13 protein-coding genes are annotated in these 16,526 nt (G+C 52.3%); 4 read left to right on the plus strand and 9 right to left on the minus strand.

Annotation, left to right across the window (positions count from 1 at the left end; translation table 11 throughout):
* Positions 1-67 precede the first annotated feature (67 nt).
* Positions 68-910 (plus strand): hypothetical protein, encoded by an 843-nt coding sequence (locus JHJ32_RS12320; RefSeq protein WP_200121160.1) that lies wholly within the window; start codon positions 68-70, stop codon positions 908-910.
* Positions 911-2,296 carry a peptidylprolyl isomerase gene (locus JHJ32_RS12325; protein WP_079718601.1) on the plus strand — a complete coding sequence of 462 codons (1,386 nt, stop codon included), beginning with the start codon at positions 911-913 and terminating at the stop codon, positions 2,294-2,296.
* Here JHJ32_RS12325 and JHJ32_RS12330 read toward each other — a convergent pair whose 3' ends face one another.
* The 6 genes from JHJ32_RS12330 to recJ form a co-directional block, all read right to left on the minus strand.
* Positions 2,297-3,160, minus strand: a complete 864-nt coding sequence (locus JHJ32_RS12330) for a DUF4440 domain-containing protein (protein WP_079718600.1) — start codon at positions 3,158-3,160, stop codon at positions 2,297-2,299.
* A gap of 15 nt (positions 3,161-3,175) precedes the next feature.
* Positions 3,176-4,639, minus strand: a complete 1,464-nt coding sequence (gene cysS, locus JHJ32_RS12335) for a cysteine--tRNA ligase (protein WP_200121161.1) — start codon at positions 4,637-4,639, stop codon at positions 3,176-3,178.
* Between the two features lie 73 nt (positions 4,640-4,712).
* Positions 4,713-6,014 carry a ribosome biogenesis GTPase Der gene (der, locus tag JHJ32_RS12340; protein WP_200121162.1) on the minus strand — a complete coding sequence of 434 codons (1,302 nt, stop codon included), beginning with the start codon at positions 6,012-6,014 and terminating at the stop codon, positions 4,713-4,715.
* A gap of 53 nt (positions 6,015-6,067) precedes the next feature.
* Positions 6,068-7,579, minus strand: a complete 1,512-nt coding sequence (locus JHJ32_RS12345) for a GH3 auxin-responsive promoter family protein (RefSeq protein WP_200121163.1) — start codon at positions 7,577-7,579, stop codon at positions 6,068-6,070.
* 2 nt (positions 7,580-7,581) lie between these two features.
* On the minus strand, positions 7,582-8,316 hold the full coding sequence (gene lptB / locus JHJ32_RS12350; RefSeq protein ID WP_079717659.1) for an LPS export ABC transporter ATP-binding protein: 735 nt from the start codon (positions 8,314-8,316) through the stop codon (positions 7,582-7,584).
* Positions 8,317-8,375: 59 nt separating this feature from the next.
* Positions 8,376-10,076, minus strand: coding sequence for a single-stranded-DNA-specific exonuclease RecJ (recJ, locus tag JHJ32_RS12355; RefSeq protein ID WP_079717658.1), 1,701 nt, complete (start codon positions 10,074-10,076; stop codon positions 8,376-8,378).
* 204 nt (positions 10,077-10,280) lie between these two features.
* On the opposite strand from recJ, the gene JHJ32_RS12360 reads away from it, so the two are divergent.
* Entirely contained in the window at positions 10,281-11,060 is a 780-nt protein-coding gene (locus JHJ32_RS12360) for an MBL fold metallo-hydrolase (protein WP_200121164.1), read from the plus strand.
* Positions 11,061-11,076: 16 nt separating this feature from the next.
* The gene (locus tag JHJ32_RS12365; protein WP_079717656.1) at positions 11,077-12,129 is read left to right on the plus strand and encodes a low specificity L-threonine aldolase; all 1,053 of its coding nucleotides are present in this window, start codon (positions 11,077-11,079) and stop codon (positions 12,127-12,129) included.
* On the opposite strand, the gene JHJ32_RS12370 is transcribed toward JHJ32_RS12365, so the two are convergent.
* From JHJ32_RS12370 to JHJ32_RS12380, 3 genes are read right to left on the minus strand one after another with little or no spacing between them, the layout of a single operon-like run.
* Positions 12,117-13,412: a phenylacetate--CoA ligase family protein gene (locus JHJ32_RS12370; protein ID WP_079717655.1), complete on the minus strand. Its 1,296-nt coding sequence runs from the start codon at positions 13,410-13,412 to the stop codon at positions 12,117-12,119. The two genes, JHJ32_RS12365 and JHJ32_RS12370, sit on opposite strands and share 13 nt — an antisense overlap.
* Complete coding sequence (locus tag JHJ32_RS12375) at positions 13,413-15,113, minus strand: C45 family peptidase (protein WP_200121165.1); 1,701 nt, start codon at positions 15,111-15,113, stop codon at positions 13,413-13,415.
* A 56-nt stretch (positions 15,114-15,169) separates the two neighbouring features.
* Positions 15,170-16,393 carry an NAD(P)/FAD-dependent oxidoreductase gene (locus JHJ32_RS12380; RefSeq protein ID WP_079717654.1) on the minus strand — a complete coding sequence of 408 codons (1,224 nt, stop codon included), beginning with the start codon at positions 16,391-16,393 and terminating at the stop codon, positions 15,170-15,172.
* Positions 16,394-16,526: the final 133 nt, after the last annotated feature.

Below are 16,526 nucleotides of genomic sequence, written 5' to 3' on the forward strand. Positions count from 1 at the left end.
GGCCCCAAATACGTATTTTAGCCCATTGAAACAACCGAGTAGGTATTGGGTAAGCATAAAAAAACTAATGATTAGGGTATATATACTGGCTATCGCCGTCCTTACGTCGTTATTTATGTCTTGTCAACAGGGAAAGCCCACGCCGGTTGCGCGGTCGTTTGACCAATACCTTTATCCGGACGATCTGCAAGGGGTGGTCCCTCCGGGTGTTTCCGGTGATGACAGCATCCAGCTTGTGCGTGCTTATATCGAACAGTGGACGCGCCAACAGGCCCTGCTGTATCATGCACAGCGAAACGTCAATATCAATACGGAACACCTCGCCAAACAAGTGGAGGAATATAAAAACGGCCTTATTGTGTACGAATATGAGCAAGCATTGGTCAGCCGGAAGCTGGACACGGTCGTCACCGATGACGAAATCAAGGCGTATTATGATTCGCGGGAGGAGCTGTTCCTGCTTAAGCAGCCCATCCTCAAAGCGTCCTTTATCCGGTTGAAGCAGGATGCACCCGAAATAGAACGGGTAAAGCGGCTGTTCCGATCGACAAATTTCGAAGAACAGGATCTCCTTGAAAGATACTGCGCCGTGTATGCGCTGCACTATGCATTGCGCGATACAGCGTGGTATTATGCCGATGAGTTGGCCAGGAAATTCCCGATTACGAAAATCAACGAAGACCATTACAGCCAAACCGGGCGAATTTTCGAAATAATTGAAAATAATGAATTATATCTGATAATTTTGCACGATTCTAAATTCAGGGATACTCGTTCGCCATTGTCATTGGTGCACTCCAATATCCGTAACCTGATTTTGAACAAACGCAAAATTGATCTGATTGATCAAATGCAGAAGCGTATCCTGGATGATGCGCACAAAAAAAATAACATCGAAATATATAACTAAATGAGTAGACATAGCGGCATTTTTCTTGTTTTGATTATAGCGGGCGCCTTCAACTTATCCGTAGCCCAGCAAGCCCAGGTCATCGATAAGGTCGCAGCAGTGGTAGGGTCCAATATTATCCTGCAATCTGAAATCGAAATGCAATACGCCCAATACCTTGCCCAGGGCAATAAGGCCGATGAGGACTTCAAGTGCTATATCCTCCAACAGCAGCTTACGCAGAAGCTGCTGGCGCAGCAAGCAGCCATTGACTCGATTGATGTCGGCGAGGGCGAGGTGGATGACAACATCAACGCCCGCCTGCGGTACATGTCAAGCCAAGCCGGAGGCCAGGAACGGCTTGAACGCTTCCTCAACCGTTCGCTGCTCCAATACAAGGAGGAAATGCGTCCCAGCGTATATGAGCAACTCAAGGCCAATAAAATGCAGCAGAACATCGTCTCGGGCATAGACGTGACTCCACTGGAGGTAAGGCGTTATTATGAGTCGCTGGATAAGGACAGCCTCCCCTATTTCAATACCGAAGTAGAGGTAGGTGAATTGGTGGTATACCCCCAGCTTACCCGGGAGGAGAAGCAACAGTACCGCGACCGTGCCGAGGAACTGCGCAAGCAGATTGTTGATGGTGCTGACTTTGCCACCGTGGCGCGTCTTTATTCGCAAGACGGCGGTTCGGCTCCGTACGGCGGCGATTTGGGATTCAGCACGCGCGACCGCTATGTCAAGGAATTTTCAGCCGTTGCCTTCCGGCTTAAACCGGGCGAACTTTCACAGGTATTCGAGTCTGAACATGGCTTCCACTTCCTGGAAGTCCTCGAGCGGCGCGGCGAAGAAGCCCGGGTACGGCACATCCTCATCCAGATAAAGCCGACGCAAGCCAGCCTCGAACGGGCGAAAAAACACATCGATAGCATCTATGAAAACGTGGTGGCGAAAAAGGTCGATTTTTATACAGCCGCTACCCTATATTCGGACAACAAAGAAACCAAATACAACGGAGGCATGTTGCTGAACCTGGAAAACCAGCAAAGCCGGACCACGTTGATTCCTGCGGACAAGCTTGACGCATCCATTTTTACAGCCATTGATACGCTGCAACCTGGCCAGTATTCGCGGCCGGCCCCCTTTACCGATCAAATGGGAAAAACCGGATACCGGTTTACTTACCTCAAGTCACGGACGCCACCGCATCAGGCAAACCTCGAACAGGATTTTGCCAAAATCAAGGAAGCTGCCCTGGAAGACAAAATCAACCGCAAGCTCAGCGAGTGGTTTGAAGGCCGCCGGAAAGTGACGTTTATCGATATCAACGACGCGTATTACGACTGCGATGATCTGAAAATATGGCTGAAAGACAGCGGGGAGGATGCCGTAGCGCAGCGGTAATCACCGCTCAAACAACATTTCAATGACGACGCGCCATTGAAAATCAGGCTGCAATTGCCAAATCCGTACGTAGTTGCACTTAAGGCGCTCCTCACCGGCTGCTACCGTAGCGGTGCCATACGAATAGGCCAACTCGCCGCTGTACGAACGGTTAGACACCAACGATTCGGCCTGTATCGCCAAATCTTGCTCTTTCGCAAAGGCAAGGATGGCTTTTTTTCCAACAATAGGAGTCTTCCAGGGAAAATAAAAACGAGCGTCTTCTGCCAAAAACTCTTCGTAGGCAATAGCCGCATTTGATTTCAGCACGGCAGAAAGCAATTGGTCATTGCTGCTCACAATCTCCTTCCGCTGCTGTATCCGCTCCTTGGTCCGGAACTTGGTGTAATCCTTATCATCGGGCTCGATGTATTGCAGCTCCGGCTCGCTACTTCCGCCATGATGCTCCACCTGTGCGCGGAGATCAATCTTCCAGACTCCCTTCCGATCGCGCCGCCATACCGCTAAGTACTCGCCGTACCGTTGTATTGCCCCAACCCGCTGAAACGACAGTGACCCCGCCGTGACGCCCCACTCCATGCTCTTCGCTACGGCAGCAAAGGTAGGCTTCCACGTCAGTACGTCCGGAATGTTGGGGCGGTTATTCAGGTATTCCAGGGCCGGTGTCGGTGCCGGCGTAAAAAAGGTGGAATTGCGGTCTACTATAGACAGCAACGCCGCATGCGGCCCCTCCGTTGCTGACAGCCGCGCCGCCGTGCGGTCTGCGGACAACAAGCTTCCCACCTTGCCTAAAATTTGCGCAAAGGTGTTCGAGGAAACAGCCAGGAAAAAAAACAGTATACTTAATCGAATCGTGTAGTTCATCAATGTGGGTTGCTATCAAACCTTATTCCAAAGTGTGCCTTCTTTGCTATCCTTGAGTTGGATACCGATAGCACTGAGCCCTTCCCGGATACGATCCGACGTCGCGTAATCTTTCTGCAGCTTGGCTTCGTTCCGCAGCGCGATGATCATCTCCATCAGTCTCTCAAAATCATCCGAACCGGTGTTGTCATCAATGAGCCCCAGTATATCATGCACGAAATGCTGCATCAATGTTTTCAGATCGGCAAGCGATTGTTCATCTACAGCCAATTTACCGTCGTGGATACTATTTATGGTACGCACAGCTTCAAACAATTCGGCAATAAGTACCGGGCTATTGAAATCATCGTTCATGGCTGCATAGCAGCGTTGCCGCAACTCATCGACCTTGAATGCGGCCTTTTTGGCCGTTGCCTTCAACTTCGGCAACAGCGCCATGGCGTTCATAAGCCGCTTGAACCCTTTGTCGGCAGCATCAAGCGCCTCGTTTGAAAAGTCCAGCGTACTGCGGTAGTGTGCCTGCAACATGAAAAACCGCACCGCCATCGGCGAATAGCCGCGACTGAGGAGCGGATGGTTTCCGCTGAACAATTCGTGCGGAAGGAAGCCGTTGCCGGCAGATTTCGACATGCGCGCGCCATTGACGGTCAGCATATTGGTATGCATCCAGTATTTAGCAGGCTGGGTATGGTTGCAGGCCTGCGATTGGGCAATCTCATTGGTATGGTGCGTGGCAGCCAGATCCATGCCGCCGCCGTGGATATCAAACTGATCGCCCAGGTATTTGCTGCTCATGGCCGAACATTCGATGTGCCACCCCGGAAACCCCACCCCCCAGGGCGAGGGCCAGCGCATGATGTGTTCGGGCTTTGCCTTGATCCACAATGCAAAATCAAGCCGGCCACGCTTTTCATCCTGCCCGTTCAGCTCGCGCGTATTGTTGAGCATGTCCTCCAACTTGCGGTTGGTCAAGATGGTGTAATCGTATTCCTTGACGTATTTTTCTACATCAAAGTACACCGTACCATTTACCACATAGGCATATCCCTGTTCGATGATCCGTTGGACCATCGCTATCTGCTCCGAGATATGGCCGGTGGCGGTGGGTTCGATGCTCGGCGGCAAGGTATTGAAAAGCCGCAGCACTTCATGGAAGCCCAAGGTATATTTCTGCACGATTTCCATAGGCTCCAGCTTTTCCAGCTTGGCCTTCTTGGCAAACTTATCCTCCCCCTCATCGTTGTCGCCCTCAAGATGCCCTGCGTCGGTAATATTGCGCACATACCGGACTTTATACCCCAGGTGTTGCAAGTAGCGAAAGATCAGGTCAAATGAGACGAATGTGCGGCAGTTGCCCAAGTGCACATCGCTATATACAGTCGGCCCGCAGACATACATGCCCACAAAGGGCGAATGCAGGGGCTCAAATTTTTCTTTCTTCCTTGTTAACGTGTTATACAGCACCAATTGGTTGTCCATGGCTGCGAAAATACGAATTTATAGGCACCTTCTAAAGCCCTTGTTTTATAATGAGTGCGCGCGAAGCAAGCGTTTATTTCTGCCGGAAATACACCTGTACGGGAACGCCTTCAAAATCGAAATGTTCCCGCAGCTTATTTTCTACGAAGCGCTTGTAAGGCTCTTTGATATATTGAGGCAAGTTACAGAAAAAGGCAAACATCGGCGACTTGCCGGCGATTTGCGTGGCATACTTGATTTTGATGTATTTGCCTTTGATGGCTGGAGGTGGATAGTTCTCAATAATGGGCAACATCACATCGTTCAGCTTCGAGGTCGGTATTTTCTTGACCTTGTTTTGATAAACGTTGGAAGCGGCTTCGATGGCTTTGAAAATCCGTTGCTTTTGGGTTACCGAAGTAAAGATAATGGGTACGTCTGTAAACGGGGCTATTTTCTCCCGGATGAGCTCTTCGAACACTTTGGTGGTCTTGTTGTTCTTATCGATCAGGTCCCATTTGTTGACCAGGATGACCACGCCCTTGCGGTTCTTTTCGGCCAAGTGGAAAATATTGATATCCTGCGCTTCGATGCCTTCCGTGGCATCCAGCATAAGGATGACAACGTCCGATTCTTCAAGAGCCTTGATGGTACGCATCACGGAGTAAAACTCGATATTTTCCTTTACCTTGGTTTTGCGCCGCAATCCGGCCGTGTCAATAAGCACAAAATCGTGCCCGTACTGGTTATAATGGATGCGGATGGAATCACGCGTGGTGCCTGCGATGGGCGTCACGATGTTGCGCTCCTTCCCCACTAAGGCATTGATAAGCGACGACTTGCCCACGTTGGGCCTGCCGACGATGGTATATTTCGGACGTTCGTCTTCCTCGGCCTCCTCCTGCTGGAAATGCGTCACCACTTCGTCCAGCAGTTCGCCGGTTCCTGATCCGGTGATGGAAGAAACCGGATAAATCTCGCCCAGCCCGAAGCTGTAGAAAATGGTCGCCTCCTGCTGCAAAAGCGGATGGTCTACTTTGTTGACCACCACAAATACCGGCTTTTTGCTGCGCCTCAGGACGTCGGCTATGGCATCATCCAAATCCGTAATGCCTGTGGTCACATCCACCATAAACAGAATGACCGATGCCTCTTCGATGGCGATGAGCACTTGCTCCCGTATAGCCGACTCAAATACGTCGTCAGACCCGTGCACATAACCGCCAGTATCCACAACCGTGAATTTTTTACCGATCCACTCCCCCTGTCCGTAATGGCGGTCGCGCGTCACGCCGCTGAAATCATCCACGATAGCCTTGCGGCTTTCCGTTAAGCGGTTATAAAGGGTGGATTTTCCAACGTTAGGCCGTCCTACAATTGCAATAATATTTGCCATAAGGCTACAAAGTTACGGATAAGGAACGGGAGTCCAATAATTTTTCTCTGGCGCTACCGCAGCAGCTTCAGGATATCATCGATATAAGTACGTTCATTGGCCAGCCGGGGCACTTTATTCTGCCCGCCAAGCTTCCCCCGCGATTTCATCCACCGGTAGAATGTGCCATCAGGTGCGCGGTGAATAATGGGGAAACGCAATGCCAGATCATTGAACCGCTTGGCATCGTAGTCTGAGTTGACCGCCCGTAAGGTGGTGTCAAGCACCTTGCAGAATTTATCGAAATCATCGGGTTGCTCTTCAAATTCGATAATCCACTCGTGTGCGCCGGCCTCGCCTTCCCTGAAGTAGACCGGTCCCGCCGTATAGTCGCGAATGGAGGCACCCGTCTCTTTACATGCCTCGTTCAGCGCATCATCGGCATTGTCCACGATGACCTCTTCGCCGAACGTGTTGATGTATTGCTTCGTACGGCCCGTAATCTGTATCCGATAGGGATGCAAACTGACAAACTTGACGGTATCGCCCAGCATGTAACGCCACAACCCCGCATTGGTCGATATAATGAGTGCATAATTTTTGCCCAGTTCCACTTCATGAAGGGCCAGCGTTTTGGGGTGCTCTTCAAATAGATTTTCCATGGGAAGGAATTCATAATAAATCCCATAGTCGAGCATCAGCAATAAATCCTCCGAATCCGATTGGTCTTGCAGCGCGAAGTAACCTTCTGAAGCGTTATAATTTTCCAGGTAATACATCGTATCCGAAGGGATGAGTTTCTTGAACTGCTCGCGGTAGGGTTTGAAGCTCACGCCCCCGTGGCTGTAGAACTCCAGGTTCGGCCACACTTCCAATAGGTTGTCTTTGCCTGTGATTTCAAGGATGCGCTTGGCCAGCACGACATTCCAGGTGGGCACGCCCGACAGGTTTGTGACATTCTCATGGATCGTTATCTGGGCGACATTCTCAATTTTTTCTTCAAAATTGGGGTTCAATGTGGTCTCGACGTCCGGCGTCCGGTGAAACTCCGCCCAAAAGGGCAGGTTTCGGATAAGGATGGAAGAAAGATCGCCGTAGTACGAATCGGAATTGAAGCTATTGATCTGCGAGCTGCCGCCCAATACCACCCCTTTGCCCGTCAGGATTTTCGTGTCCGGCCGGTTGTGGCAGTATACCGTGAGCATGTCCTTGCCGCCCTGGAAATGGCAGTCTTCCAGGGCCTCCTCGCTCACCGGGATAAATTTGCTGCGATCGGCCGTGGTTCCCGACGACTTGGCAAACCACTTCACGTCGGAAGGCCACAGGATATTCTGCTCGCCCTTGATCATGCGGTCGATATAGGGCTTCAGGCTGTTATAGTCCTGTATCGGAACTCGTTCCTTATACGTCTCGGGCGTCAGAATAGAACTGTAGCCGTATTTCTTACCCCATTCCGTGGCTTCAGCCGCGGAGATGAGGCTTTGGAACCATTCGTCCTGCACCTCGTGCGGATATTTCATGAAAAGCTCGATCTGGTGGATACGCTTTTTCATGATCCAGGTGAATATCGAATTGATAAAGGCCATGGTTAAAGTTTTTTCCTTCGCAGCTCAAAATTGCGGCCCAGGTAAAATTTCCGGGCCATCTCATTGACGGCTATTTCTTCCGGTGTACCCGCCAGCATGATTTTACCTTCGGTGAGCAGATAAGCGCGATCGGTGATGGACAGCGTCTCCTGCACATTGTGATCGGTGATCAAGATGCCGATGTTGCGGTGCTTGAGCTTGGAAACAATGGTCTGTATTTCTTCCACTGCGATAGGGTCTACGCCGGCAAACGGTTCATCCAACAGGATGAAATTTGGATTGGCAGCCAGCGCCCGGGCGATCTCGGTGCGGCGGCGCTCACCACCGGAAAGCAGGTCGCCGCGGTTTTTACGGACCCTATTGAGGCTGAATTCGGCCAGTAGTTCTTCCAGTCGGTCCTTACGCGCCGCTTTGTCTTTATGGTGGATCTCCAACACCGCCATAATGTTGTCTTCTACGGACAGCTTGCGAAATACCGAAGCTTCCTGCGCCAGGTAGCCGATGCCCTTTTGCGCCCTGCGATACATCGGATCTTCGGTAATCTCTTCGCCATCCAGGTATACATGCCCGTCGTTGGGTTTGATAAGCCCCACAATCATGTAAAACGATGTGGTTTTACCCGCTCCGTTTGGACCGAGCAGGCCCACAATCTCCCCCTGAGCAACCTCAAAAGAGACGTCATTGACTACCGTCCGCTGCCGGTATTTCTTAATGAGGTTTTCTGCTTTTAATATCATAGCTCAAATTGCCCTTCCGGCGATGATTTTAAGTCAACGTAAATCTATAATCGTAATAGCTAAATCCGGATGTCTTTCACATTCAATTGGATACTTCGTTTATCGCGCCATACGTTCTCTTCAACCGCATAGCAGACATCAAACGGCCTGCCCGTGTTGATGGCTTCGGCGTATGCACCCAATCCAAATCCGATACAGTCAAACACTGCCGTATTCTTCTGCCTGATGGACATCTTCAAGTGGCTTCCCCCCACCACCATGGCAGGTCCGCAGGCCTGCACTTTTTTACTCACGAAAAGCGGCGCCTCATTCTGCGGGCCAAATGGCTCGAATTGCCGCAAAATACGGAAAAATTTGGCATCAATATCCGATAGCTCCAGGATTGCATCAATGAGCATCTCCCGCTGGAGCATACCGGGCAGGATGCTCGCTGCCACAACTTCCTCAAAACGCTGTTCGAACTGTGCGATATTTTCTGGTTTCATGGTGAGTCCGGCGGCATACTTGTGCCCGCCGAACTGGTCAAGCAAGTCGCTGCAGGCGTTCAGTGCCTCGTAGAGGTCGAATCCCACCACCGAGCGTGCCGAGCCGGACACGTGGCCATTCGTCTGTGTAAGCACTACGGTAGGCCGGTAGTACTTTTCGGTCAAGCGCGTGGCCACGATGCCGATGACCCCTTTGTGCCAATCGGGCCGAAAAACCACGGTAGATTTCCGTTGTTGCAGCACCTCATCGCCATCGATGATGGCAAGCGCCTCCTCCGTGATGCGCAAATCGAAATCCTTCCGCTGCGAATTTTGCTCATCGATGCTGCTACTGTAAACGGCCGCTTCCTGCAGGGACTTACTGATCAGTAGTTTCACCGCGTCTTTGGCGTGATCTATCCGACCGGCGGCGTTGATGCGCGGCCCGATCTGGAAAATAATGTCGTTGACGGTAAAATGGCCGCTCCGATGGGTAGACAGATCAATCAACGATTGCAGCCCGCAACAGGGATTGCTGTTGAGTTTCTGAAGGCCAAAGTAGGTTAGTATCCGGTTTTCACCGGTAATGGGTACGATGTCTGAAGCGATGCCAACCGCAACCAGATCCAGGTACTGGTAACACTGGTTGATGTCCATGTTGTTTTTCTGGATGAAGGCCTGGATAATTTTGAAGCCGATACCGCATCCGGGCAACTCTTTGTAAGGATACGGGCAATCCGAACGTTTGGGATCAAGCACGGCCACCGCCTCGGGAAGAAGTGGCCCGGGAAGATGGTGGTCTCCGATAATAAAGTCGATACCCTTTTCGCGCGCATAAGCGACCTTATCCAAGGCCTTAATGCCACAATCCAACGCAATGATAAGCGTGAAGCCATTTTCGGCCGCGTAATCGATACCCTGAAATGATATCCCATACCCTTCGGCATAGCGATCAGGCAGATAAAACTCCAACCGCGAATGAAATTGCCGGAAAAAGCTGTACACCACGGCCACGGCCGTGGTGCCATCTACATCGTAGTCGCCATAGATAAGTACCTTCTCCTTATTCCCGATGGCCTGCTCGATGCGGGCGATGGCCTTATCCATATCACGCATCAGAAAGGGATCATGCAACAGGGACAGATCCGGACGGAAAAACCGCCGGGCATCTTCAAAATGCGCGACTCCCCGATTGGCCAGCAAATCAGCCAATACCGCACTGATGCCCAACTCCTCGCGGAGTCTCTGCGATGCTGCCCGGTTGCTGCAAGAAGCAATTGCCCACTTTTTCTGCATATGTTTCCTCTATAAAAGCTGTCTCTCCATGGCAAAGGAGCGATCGGTAATTGCGCAGCATTCATGGGCACCAATGAAGGCAGACCGCGGCGAATAAACTGCGCAGCGCTCATAAATGCCTGATGAAGCATGCACGTATGAATAATTTGCAAACAAGGCAAATTTAGCTAAGTTTGTACACTACGAAGGGGTAAAGATAAAAACATGCAAGCACATTCCTTATTCGAAGGTTCATTTTCCGTAGATTCGTCCAAAAAATTCATTCCATTTGACGCAAGCAAAGACAGTAAGAAAGACCGTCCGGGGTCGCTGTTTATCCATGTACATCCATTTTTAATCGAATCGGCAAACGGATTGCTGCTGCTCGATACTGGCATCGGCCACGTCAATGCCGATGGCGGCCTGCAACTCCATGACAACATCCGAAAGGCCGGCTTTGACCCCGGTGACGTACGGTACGTGCTGCTGTCGCACCTCCATAAAGACCATGCAAGCGGAATGGTCATGGAACAGGATGGAACATTCAGGCTGGCCTTTCCCGATGCCGAGTATGTCATACAGGAAGGTGAATGGGAGGATGCTTACAGCGGCAAATCCGATTCGTACCGGACCGAAATCTTTGATGTGCTGCAACGCAGCGGCAATTTGCTGCTCGTTGCGGGCGACGGTGTGCTGAACAACGAAATCAGTTACGAAGTATCGGGCGGCCATACACCCCATCACCAGGTTTTTCATATCCGTACCGGTGGCGAGCATTACTTTTTCGGAGGCGACGAAGCTCCCGAGCCGGAGCAGTTTTTCCGGCAGTTTGCGGCAAAATACGACTATGACGGCCGCAAATCCATGGGGCTGCGCCAGCAATATTGGGAGCAGGGAAGTAAGGAAGGGTGGATTTTTTTGATGTACCACTCCACCAACATTGCCATCGGCCGGCCTCAGCAAAAAGAAAACGGCGGCTACCGGCTGGTGGAGGCCGCCGATTAGCAAACGACAAACAACAATGAACCCATACCGTTACTATTTCAGGGATGACTACAGCGAGGGATGCCATCCCCAGATCTTAAAGGCACTTCAGGAAACCTCCTTATCGCAACAGATCGGCTATGGCCATGACGACTACTCCATCGAGGCGAAAGACCTGATTAAGCAGCTTATCCCCGACCAGGATGCCGACATCCACTTCGTTTCGGGTGGTACGCAGGCCAACCTCATCGTCATTGCGGCGGCGCTGCGCTCATATGAGTCGGTCATATCGGCACAAACCGGGCACATCAATGGCCACGAAGGGGGCGCTATCGAAGCTTCCGGACATCGGGTGGAGGCCATCAGCACGGCCGACGGCAAATTGGACGTGGCGCACCTCTCGCCACTGCTGGCCCAACTCAATGTCGTGGGCAGTACACAGCCCAGAATGGTCTATATTTCCAATACGACGGAATTGGGCACGGTATATAGTAAGGCAGAATTGACGGCGCTGTCTGCGTTTTGCCGTGAACAGGGTTGGTACCTCTACCTCGATGGCGCCCGCCTCCCTGCGGCACTTACTGCGCCGGGCAACGATTTGACCTTGCAGGATGTGGCTGAACTGACAGACGCTTTTTATATCGGCGGCACAAAAAACGGCGCTTTGCTGGGCGAAGCCATCGTCATCACACATCCTGAACTCAAAACAGGGTTTAAGCACTACCTTAAGCAAAAAGGCGCGATGCTTGCCAAGGGAAGGGTACTGGGCCTGCAATTCCGCGAGTTGTTTCGCGACAATCTCATCTTCGACCTCGCCGCTCATGCCAATGCGTGTGCACTTTCCATGGTGCCGGCCATAGAAAAGCTCGGCTATACGTTTCGGGTAATTCCCGCGTCCAACCAGTTGTTTCCGATACTGCCCGATCTCGTCGTCGATGAGCTGGCAAAAAACTACTTATTCCATCGCTGGGAACAGATAGCGAACGGACACACGGTGATACGCCTGGTCACCTCATGGGCTACGCCAAAAACGGTATGCGACCGATTTATCAGTGACTTGGAGCTGCTGACGTCCAATCACCGGCGATAGTCAATAAAGGTGATGCTCTTCCGCGAATTTTCGGGGAACTTGATGCGATTGATTTCTTCGATGGCGACGAACATAATCTTGGGGCTGACGCGCAGCTTGGCGCGGAATCGGTCTTTGATCCGCAGCATAAGTTCGTCCGAGACGGCGGCGGTACCCACCTTCACGGTGATTTCATCTTCGCCAAATTCATCAGACGAGATTTCAATGACGTAATTTTCTACCTCCTCCACGCCGTTAAGCAGGTCAAATAACGCCGGAGGATAGAGCGTCGTACCTTTGTATTTGACCATCTGGTTTTTACGTCCGATGACCGGCCCGAGCCGCATGGTGGTACGGCCGCAGGCGCATGGCTCATGATGCGGCTGCACAATATCGCCGGTCTTGAAGCGGAGCAGCGGCATCCCTGACACGCCCAGCGTGGTAATCACCAGCTCGCCAGGCTCGCCTTCGGGCACGGGCCGGTTATCATCGTCCAGGAATTCCGTGATGATCAATTCCGGATGGTGGTGCCCACCAACGCCGTATTCGCATTCCGTAAAGGCCGTGGCCATTTCGGTAGACGCATACGTGGAAAACAATTGGATATCCCATTTGCTTCGGATGCGTTCCGCAAGCGGGTTGAACGCAAAATCGGAGGTACGTAACGGCTCACCGATGCAAAGTGCCTTTTTGACGCTGCTCCTGTTGACATCGATGCCGTTGGCTTCCGCATATTCAATCAGCTTAAGAAGGAAAGAAGGCACGCAGACGATCACGTCCGGCTGTACACGCCCAATGGTATCCCATTGCAGCTCGGGCACGCCCGACCCCACCCGCACGATACCTATTCCTGCTTTGCGTGCACCGAGGAAGTATGCCAAGCCCGCCATAAAGCGCCGATCGATGGTGGTGGTAAGCTGAATGGTTTCGCCGCGGGCCATGCCCATGCACTGATAGGACAAGCTTTCGTTGTACGCCAGCCGATCAAGGTCGGCATCGGTAAGCGCCAGCAGAACCGGATCACCGGAAGTGCCCGAAGTGGTCACATAGTCGGCAACCTGCGCAGCGGCCACGCAACGGAACAATGGGTTGTGACGATGCAGGTCGTCCTTGGTGGTGACCGGTACCCGTTCCAAATCTTCCAATGTACGAATAGCATCCCACGCGATACCGTGGTCACTGAACAGCCGCTGATAATAACGGGAATGGCGCCGCAGATAGTCCACCGTTTCCCGTAACCGTTCCTCCTGGAACCGTTTAATGGTTTGCCTGTCGGCCTTTTCTATTGCTAATATGGGTATCATCTATCGTTTTAATTTAGGCTGCTTGATGCCTATCGCACGTTCACTTTTTTTAATCCGCTTTTCAATCAACCGCCTGTCGGGTGCGGTGGTCACTTCCTTACTGGCCGCCAGCCGAAAATAACGCAGTGCCTCGGCATACTGCCTTCTCCCGAAATAATACTCACCGACCAGGAAATTGGCCTTCCAGAACTCTGGGTTGAGCCGTAACAACTCGTCCAGCGCCTTGTCAGGCACCGATGCGCCGGCCGCGACGGCGGCCTCCAATTCACCAGCCTGCACCCGGAAAGCCTGATAATCCCGAAATTCGGCTGAACGCACAAAAGGGTCTTCCGGAATGTTCAGGTGATTGGTCGCCCAGGCGGTGTCCTTGGCTGTCGACGATGCCCGCCGGAACACATCGTCCAACTGGTATGCCACAAACTCGCCCAGCTGATAGGGGTTGGCCGACACCCACATCAAGCGATCGGCCGGCTGGAAGATGACACCATGATGGGCAAGCAGTTGGTTAATGGCTTTTTCATTGCCGTTGCCCAGGGCTATCCCCTCCTTTCCTTCGCGGTTGCGCAGTATCGCAGCTGCCGAGGATGGTGTAAGTGGCGGTGCTGTTGCGGCCAGCTCGCGCATGCGGTCAAAACGATACTTCGAATGGCTTTCGGCCAACTGCCGTAGGTTGTTCTTATCCGATTGATAAGGCTCACTTTGGAAATGGTTGGCACAGACCAGCAGGTCTTCGCCATTTTCCAGCTCAAATACGCCAAACTTCTTTGGCGATACCTCAATGAGTACCGCCATCCCGTCGGCAGCGCTCGCTACAAGAATGGATTCGGACACGAAAACCTGCCGCCTGCTGGCAATGCGGATGGCCTCGTCAATGGTGGCTGCGTACTGCAGGATTTCCCTTGTCAGCAACGAAATGGGCGTCTTGGCTTTCAGGGGCATATCCGATTTTCCGGCATTGATGGTCACCGTAAGCCCTTTTTCGTTCATCCCCGAAACCGCCCCCACCATACCGGCCCAGGTAACCATGGCGTGATTGTACCCACTGTCGGGCCGGATAAACGCGACCATCTTTTCCTTGGCAAACTCGTCGCCCGCATAAAAATCAAAGTTGCGGCCAATCAGCAACTTTCCGTCTGCGGTACGCTGCCCCCATGCAGCAAACGAAGTGCATCCTACCAACGCCAGATCTTGCAAGGCATGCCCGATATCATGGGCGCCGTGGAAATACAGTAAGCGCTGGTAAGGCGGCGCGATGAAGTTGAACGTATCCGATGCTGAGCGCGAAAGGCCGTAAATCTCCACCTGGTATTCCTCGGGCACATGGTCGGCCAGTTGCCGGTTGAAGAAGCCAAGGAAACCGCGCAGCAAGCGTTGGCGAAACCGCGACGGCACCAGTTCCTGCACCTGCGAAACAAATGCTGTTTCCTGCTGGTGGAGGAGTTCCCTGGTGAGTAGGCCATTGGTCAGCCCGCGCTCCAAGGCGTTGCCCGACACATAAAGTTCCCATATGCCCTGGCCGTTTCTGCGAAGCTTGCCCTGCCGCATCACATAAAAATCCGGCGAAGATTCTTCGCGGCACCCGACTTCACTGCGGTACGCCGCAACATCAGGCAACTGCTTGACGCCAGCGCATGAAGCCGCCGCCAACGCCAAGCAACATCCAATAACAATACATCGTTGATATGGAATCGGTTTTGCCATCTGGATACTTCTCTTTTGGGCCTTAGGCTGCACGCTTAGTGCATACAGCTCACCGCTTACGGCAACAAATGGGTCACGGCTTTGACCGCTCGGTCGTGTTTCTTCACAAACGGGTTTTCCTTATCCCACACATAGCCGGCCAACACCGAACATACTTTGCGGCGCACGTCTTCATTGACCTCCTTGTGGAAGAAAAATTTCTGCAAATCTCCCGAGTACCAATCTCGTATATACGAACGGAATACATTGACGCCCCACAGCATGTGTTCTTCATACTCATGCTCCCAATCCACCGTTTCGCCGGCTAATTGGCGCGCGGCCAACTTCGCCGCCAATGCCCCCGATTCGGTGGCAAAACAGACTCCCGAGGAAAAGACCGGATCCAGAAACTCGGCGCTGTTGCCGGTAAGGGCAAAACCATCGCCATATAATTTTTTTACGGCCTTGGCGTACGAGACGATCTGCTTAGGTTCGAAAAGAAAGTCCAAGCCCTCAAATCGCCGGCGGTAATGGTCAGATTGCTGGATGATGTGCTGGAAGGTCGCCCTATTATCGGATTGGCGGATGGTCTCAAGATGTTCCTTAGGGCATACCAGCCCCAGCGATGTCCGGCCATCGGAAAAGGGAATAACCCAAAACCACACCCGCTGCTCCAGCACATCAAAGGTGATACGCGTGCTTTCAATACCTTCCGGCCGGCGGACGTCATTGACATGCACGAACGTGGCCGCCATGGGCGCAAAGGAGGACGGGCTATCCAAGTCCAGCAGGCGCGGCAACACGCGCCCGTAGCCGCTGGCATCGATAAGGTACCGGGCATGGATCGCTTTCCGGTTGCCCTGTTCATCATGCACCGTGGTCAACGAATCGGTGCCATCAAACACCACATTTTCGACGGTTGTACCAAAGGCGATGTCAACGCCGCGCTGTTGCAGGACATCGGTAAGCGTCTTGTCAAATTCGGCACGCGGCAGTTGCCATGTCCAATCCCATCCAGCGGAAAATTTCTGGCTGAAATCAAACCAACAGACATCCTCGCCGCGTAAAAAACGGGCGCCAAATTTCTTTTCAAACCCCTTGGCTTCGACGGCCTCGATAAAACCAGCCTCATCGAAATGATCCATGCAGCGGGGTATCAAGCTTTCGCCGATGACAAAGCGCGGAAAATGCTCCCGTTCGACGACTTTGACTTTAATGCCCTTCTGGTGCAAGATTGAAGCTGCCACGGCCCCCGAAGGACCTGCCCCAATAACTAAAACATCAACGTGTTCTGAAATCATGTAAATAGCGAATGGACGCGCCAAACTTAGCCAAAGTTGCCTATAAAAGCAAAGGTTTATTAGCCGCCTCCACCCTGCTTAGAGGCTGTTCGCACTTTTAACTTTCCTCAATACCTAAACCGAATTCGATATC

It is taken from the genome of Parapedobacter sp. ISTM3 (assembly GCF_016533505.1).
Lineage (GTDB): Bacteria > Bacteroidota > Bacteroidia > Sphingobacteriales > Sphingobacteriaceae > Parapedobacter > Parapedobacter luteus.

Excerpts from the sequence above, each read along its gene's own strand:
- JHJ32_RS12330 (WP_079718600.1), bottom strand. The coding sequence starts at position 3,160 with ATGAACTACACGATTCGATTAAGTATACTGTTTTTTTTCCTGGCTGTT.
- JHJ32_RS12320 (WP_200121160.1), top strand. The coding sequence starts at position 68 with ATGATTAGGGTATATATACTGGCTATCGCCGTCCTTACGTCGTTATTT.
- JHJ32_RS12365 (WP_079717656.1), top strand. The coding sequence starts at position 11,077 with ATGAACCCATACCGTTACTATTTCAGGGATGACTACAGCGAGGGATGC.
- JHJ32_RS12360 (WP_200121164.1), top strand. The coding sequence starts at position 10,281 with ATGCAAGCACATTCCTTATTCGAAGGTTCATTTTCCGTAGATTCGTCC.
- JHJ32_RS12325 (WP_079718601.1), top strand. The coding sequence starts at position 911 with ATGAGTAGACATAGCGGCATTTTTCTTGTTTTGATTATAGCGGGCGCC.
- JHJ32_RS12370 (WP_079717655.1), bottom strand. The coding sequence starts at position 13,412 with ATGATACCCATATTAGCAATAGAAAAGGCCGACAGGCAAACCATTAAA.
- JHJ32_RS12380 (WP_079717654.1), bottom strand. The coding sequence starts at position 16,393 with ATGATTTCAGAACACGTTGATGTTTTAGTTATTGGGGCAGGTCCTTCG.
- JHJ32_RS12345 (WP_200121163.1), bottom strand. The coding sequence starts at position 7,579 with ATGGCCTTTATCAATTCGATATTCACCTGGATCATGAAAAAGCGTATC.
- recJ (WP_079717658.1), bottom strand. The coding sequence starts at position 10,076 with ATGCAGAAAAAGTGGGCAATTGCTTCTTGCAGCAACCGGGCAGCATCG.
- lptB (WP_079717659.1), bottom strand. The coding sequence starts at position 8,316 with ATGATATTAAAAGCAGAAAACCTCATTAAGAAATACCGGCAGCGGACG.
- cysS (WP_200121161.1), bottom strand. The coding sequence starts at position 4,639 with ATGGACAACCAATTGGTGCTGTATAACACGTTAACAAGGAAGAAAGAA.
- der (WP_200121162.1), bottom strand. The coding sequence starts at position 6,014 with ATGGCAAATATTATTGCAATTGTAGGACGGCCTAACGTTGGAAAATCC.
- JHJ32_RS12375 (WP_200121165.1), bottom strand. The coding sequence starts at position 15,113 with ATGGCAAAACCGATTCCATATCAACGATGTATTGTTATTGGATGTTGC.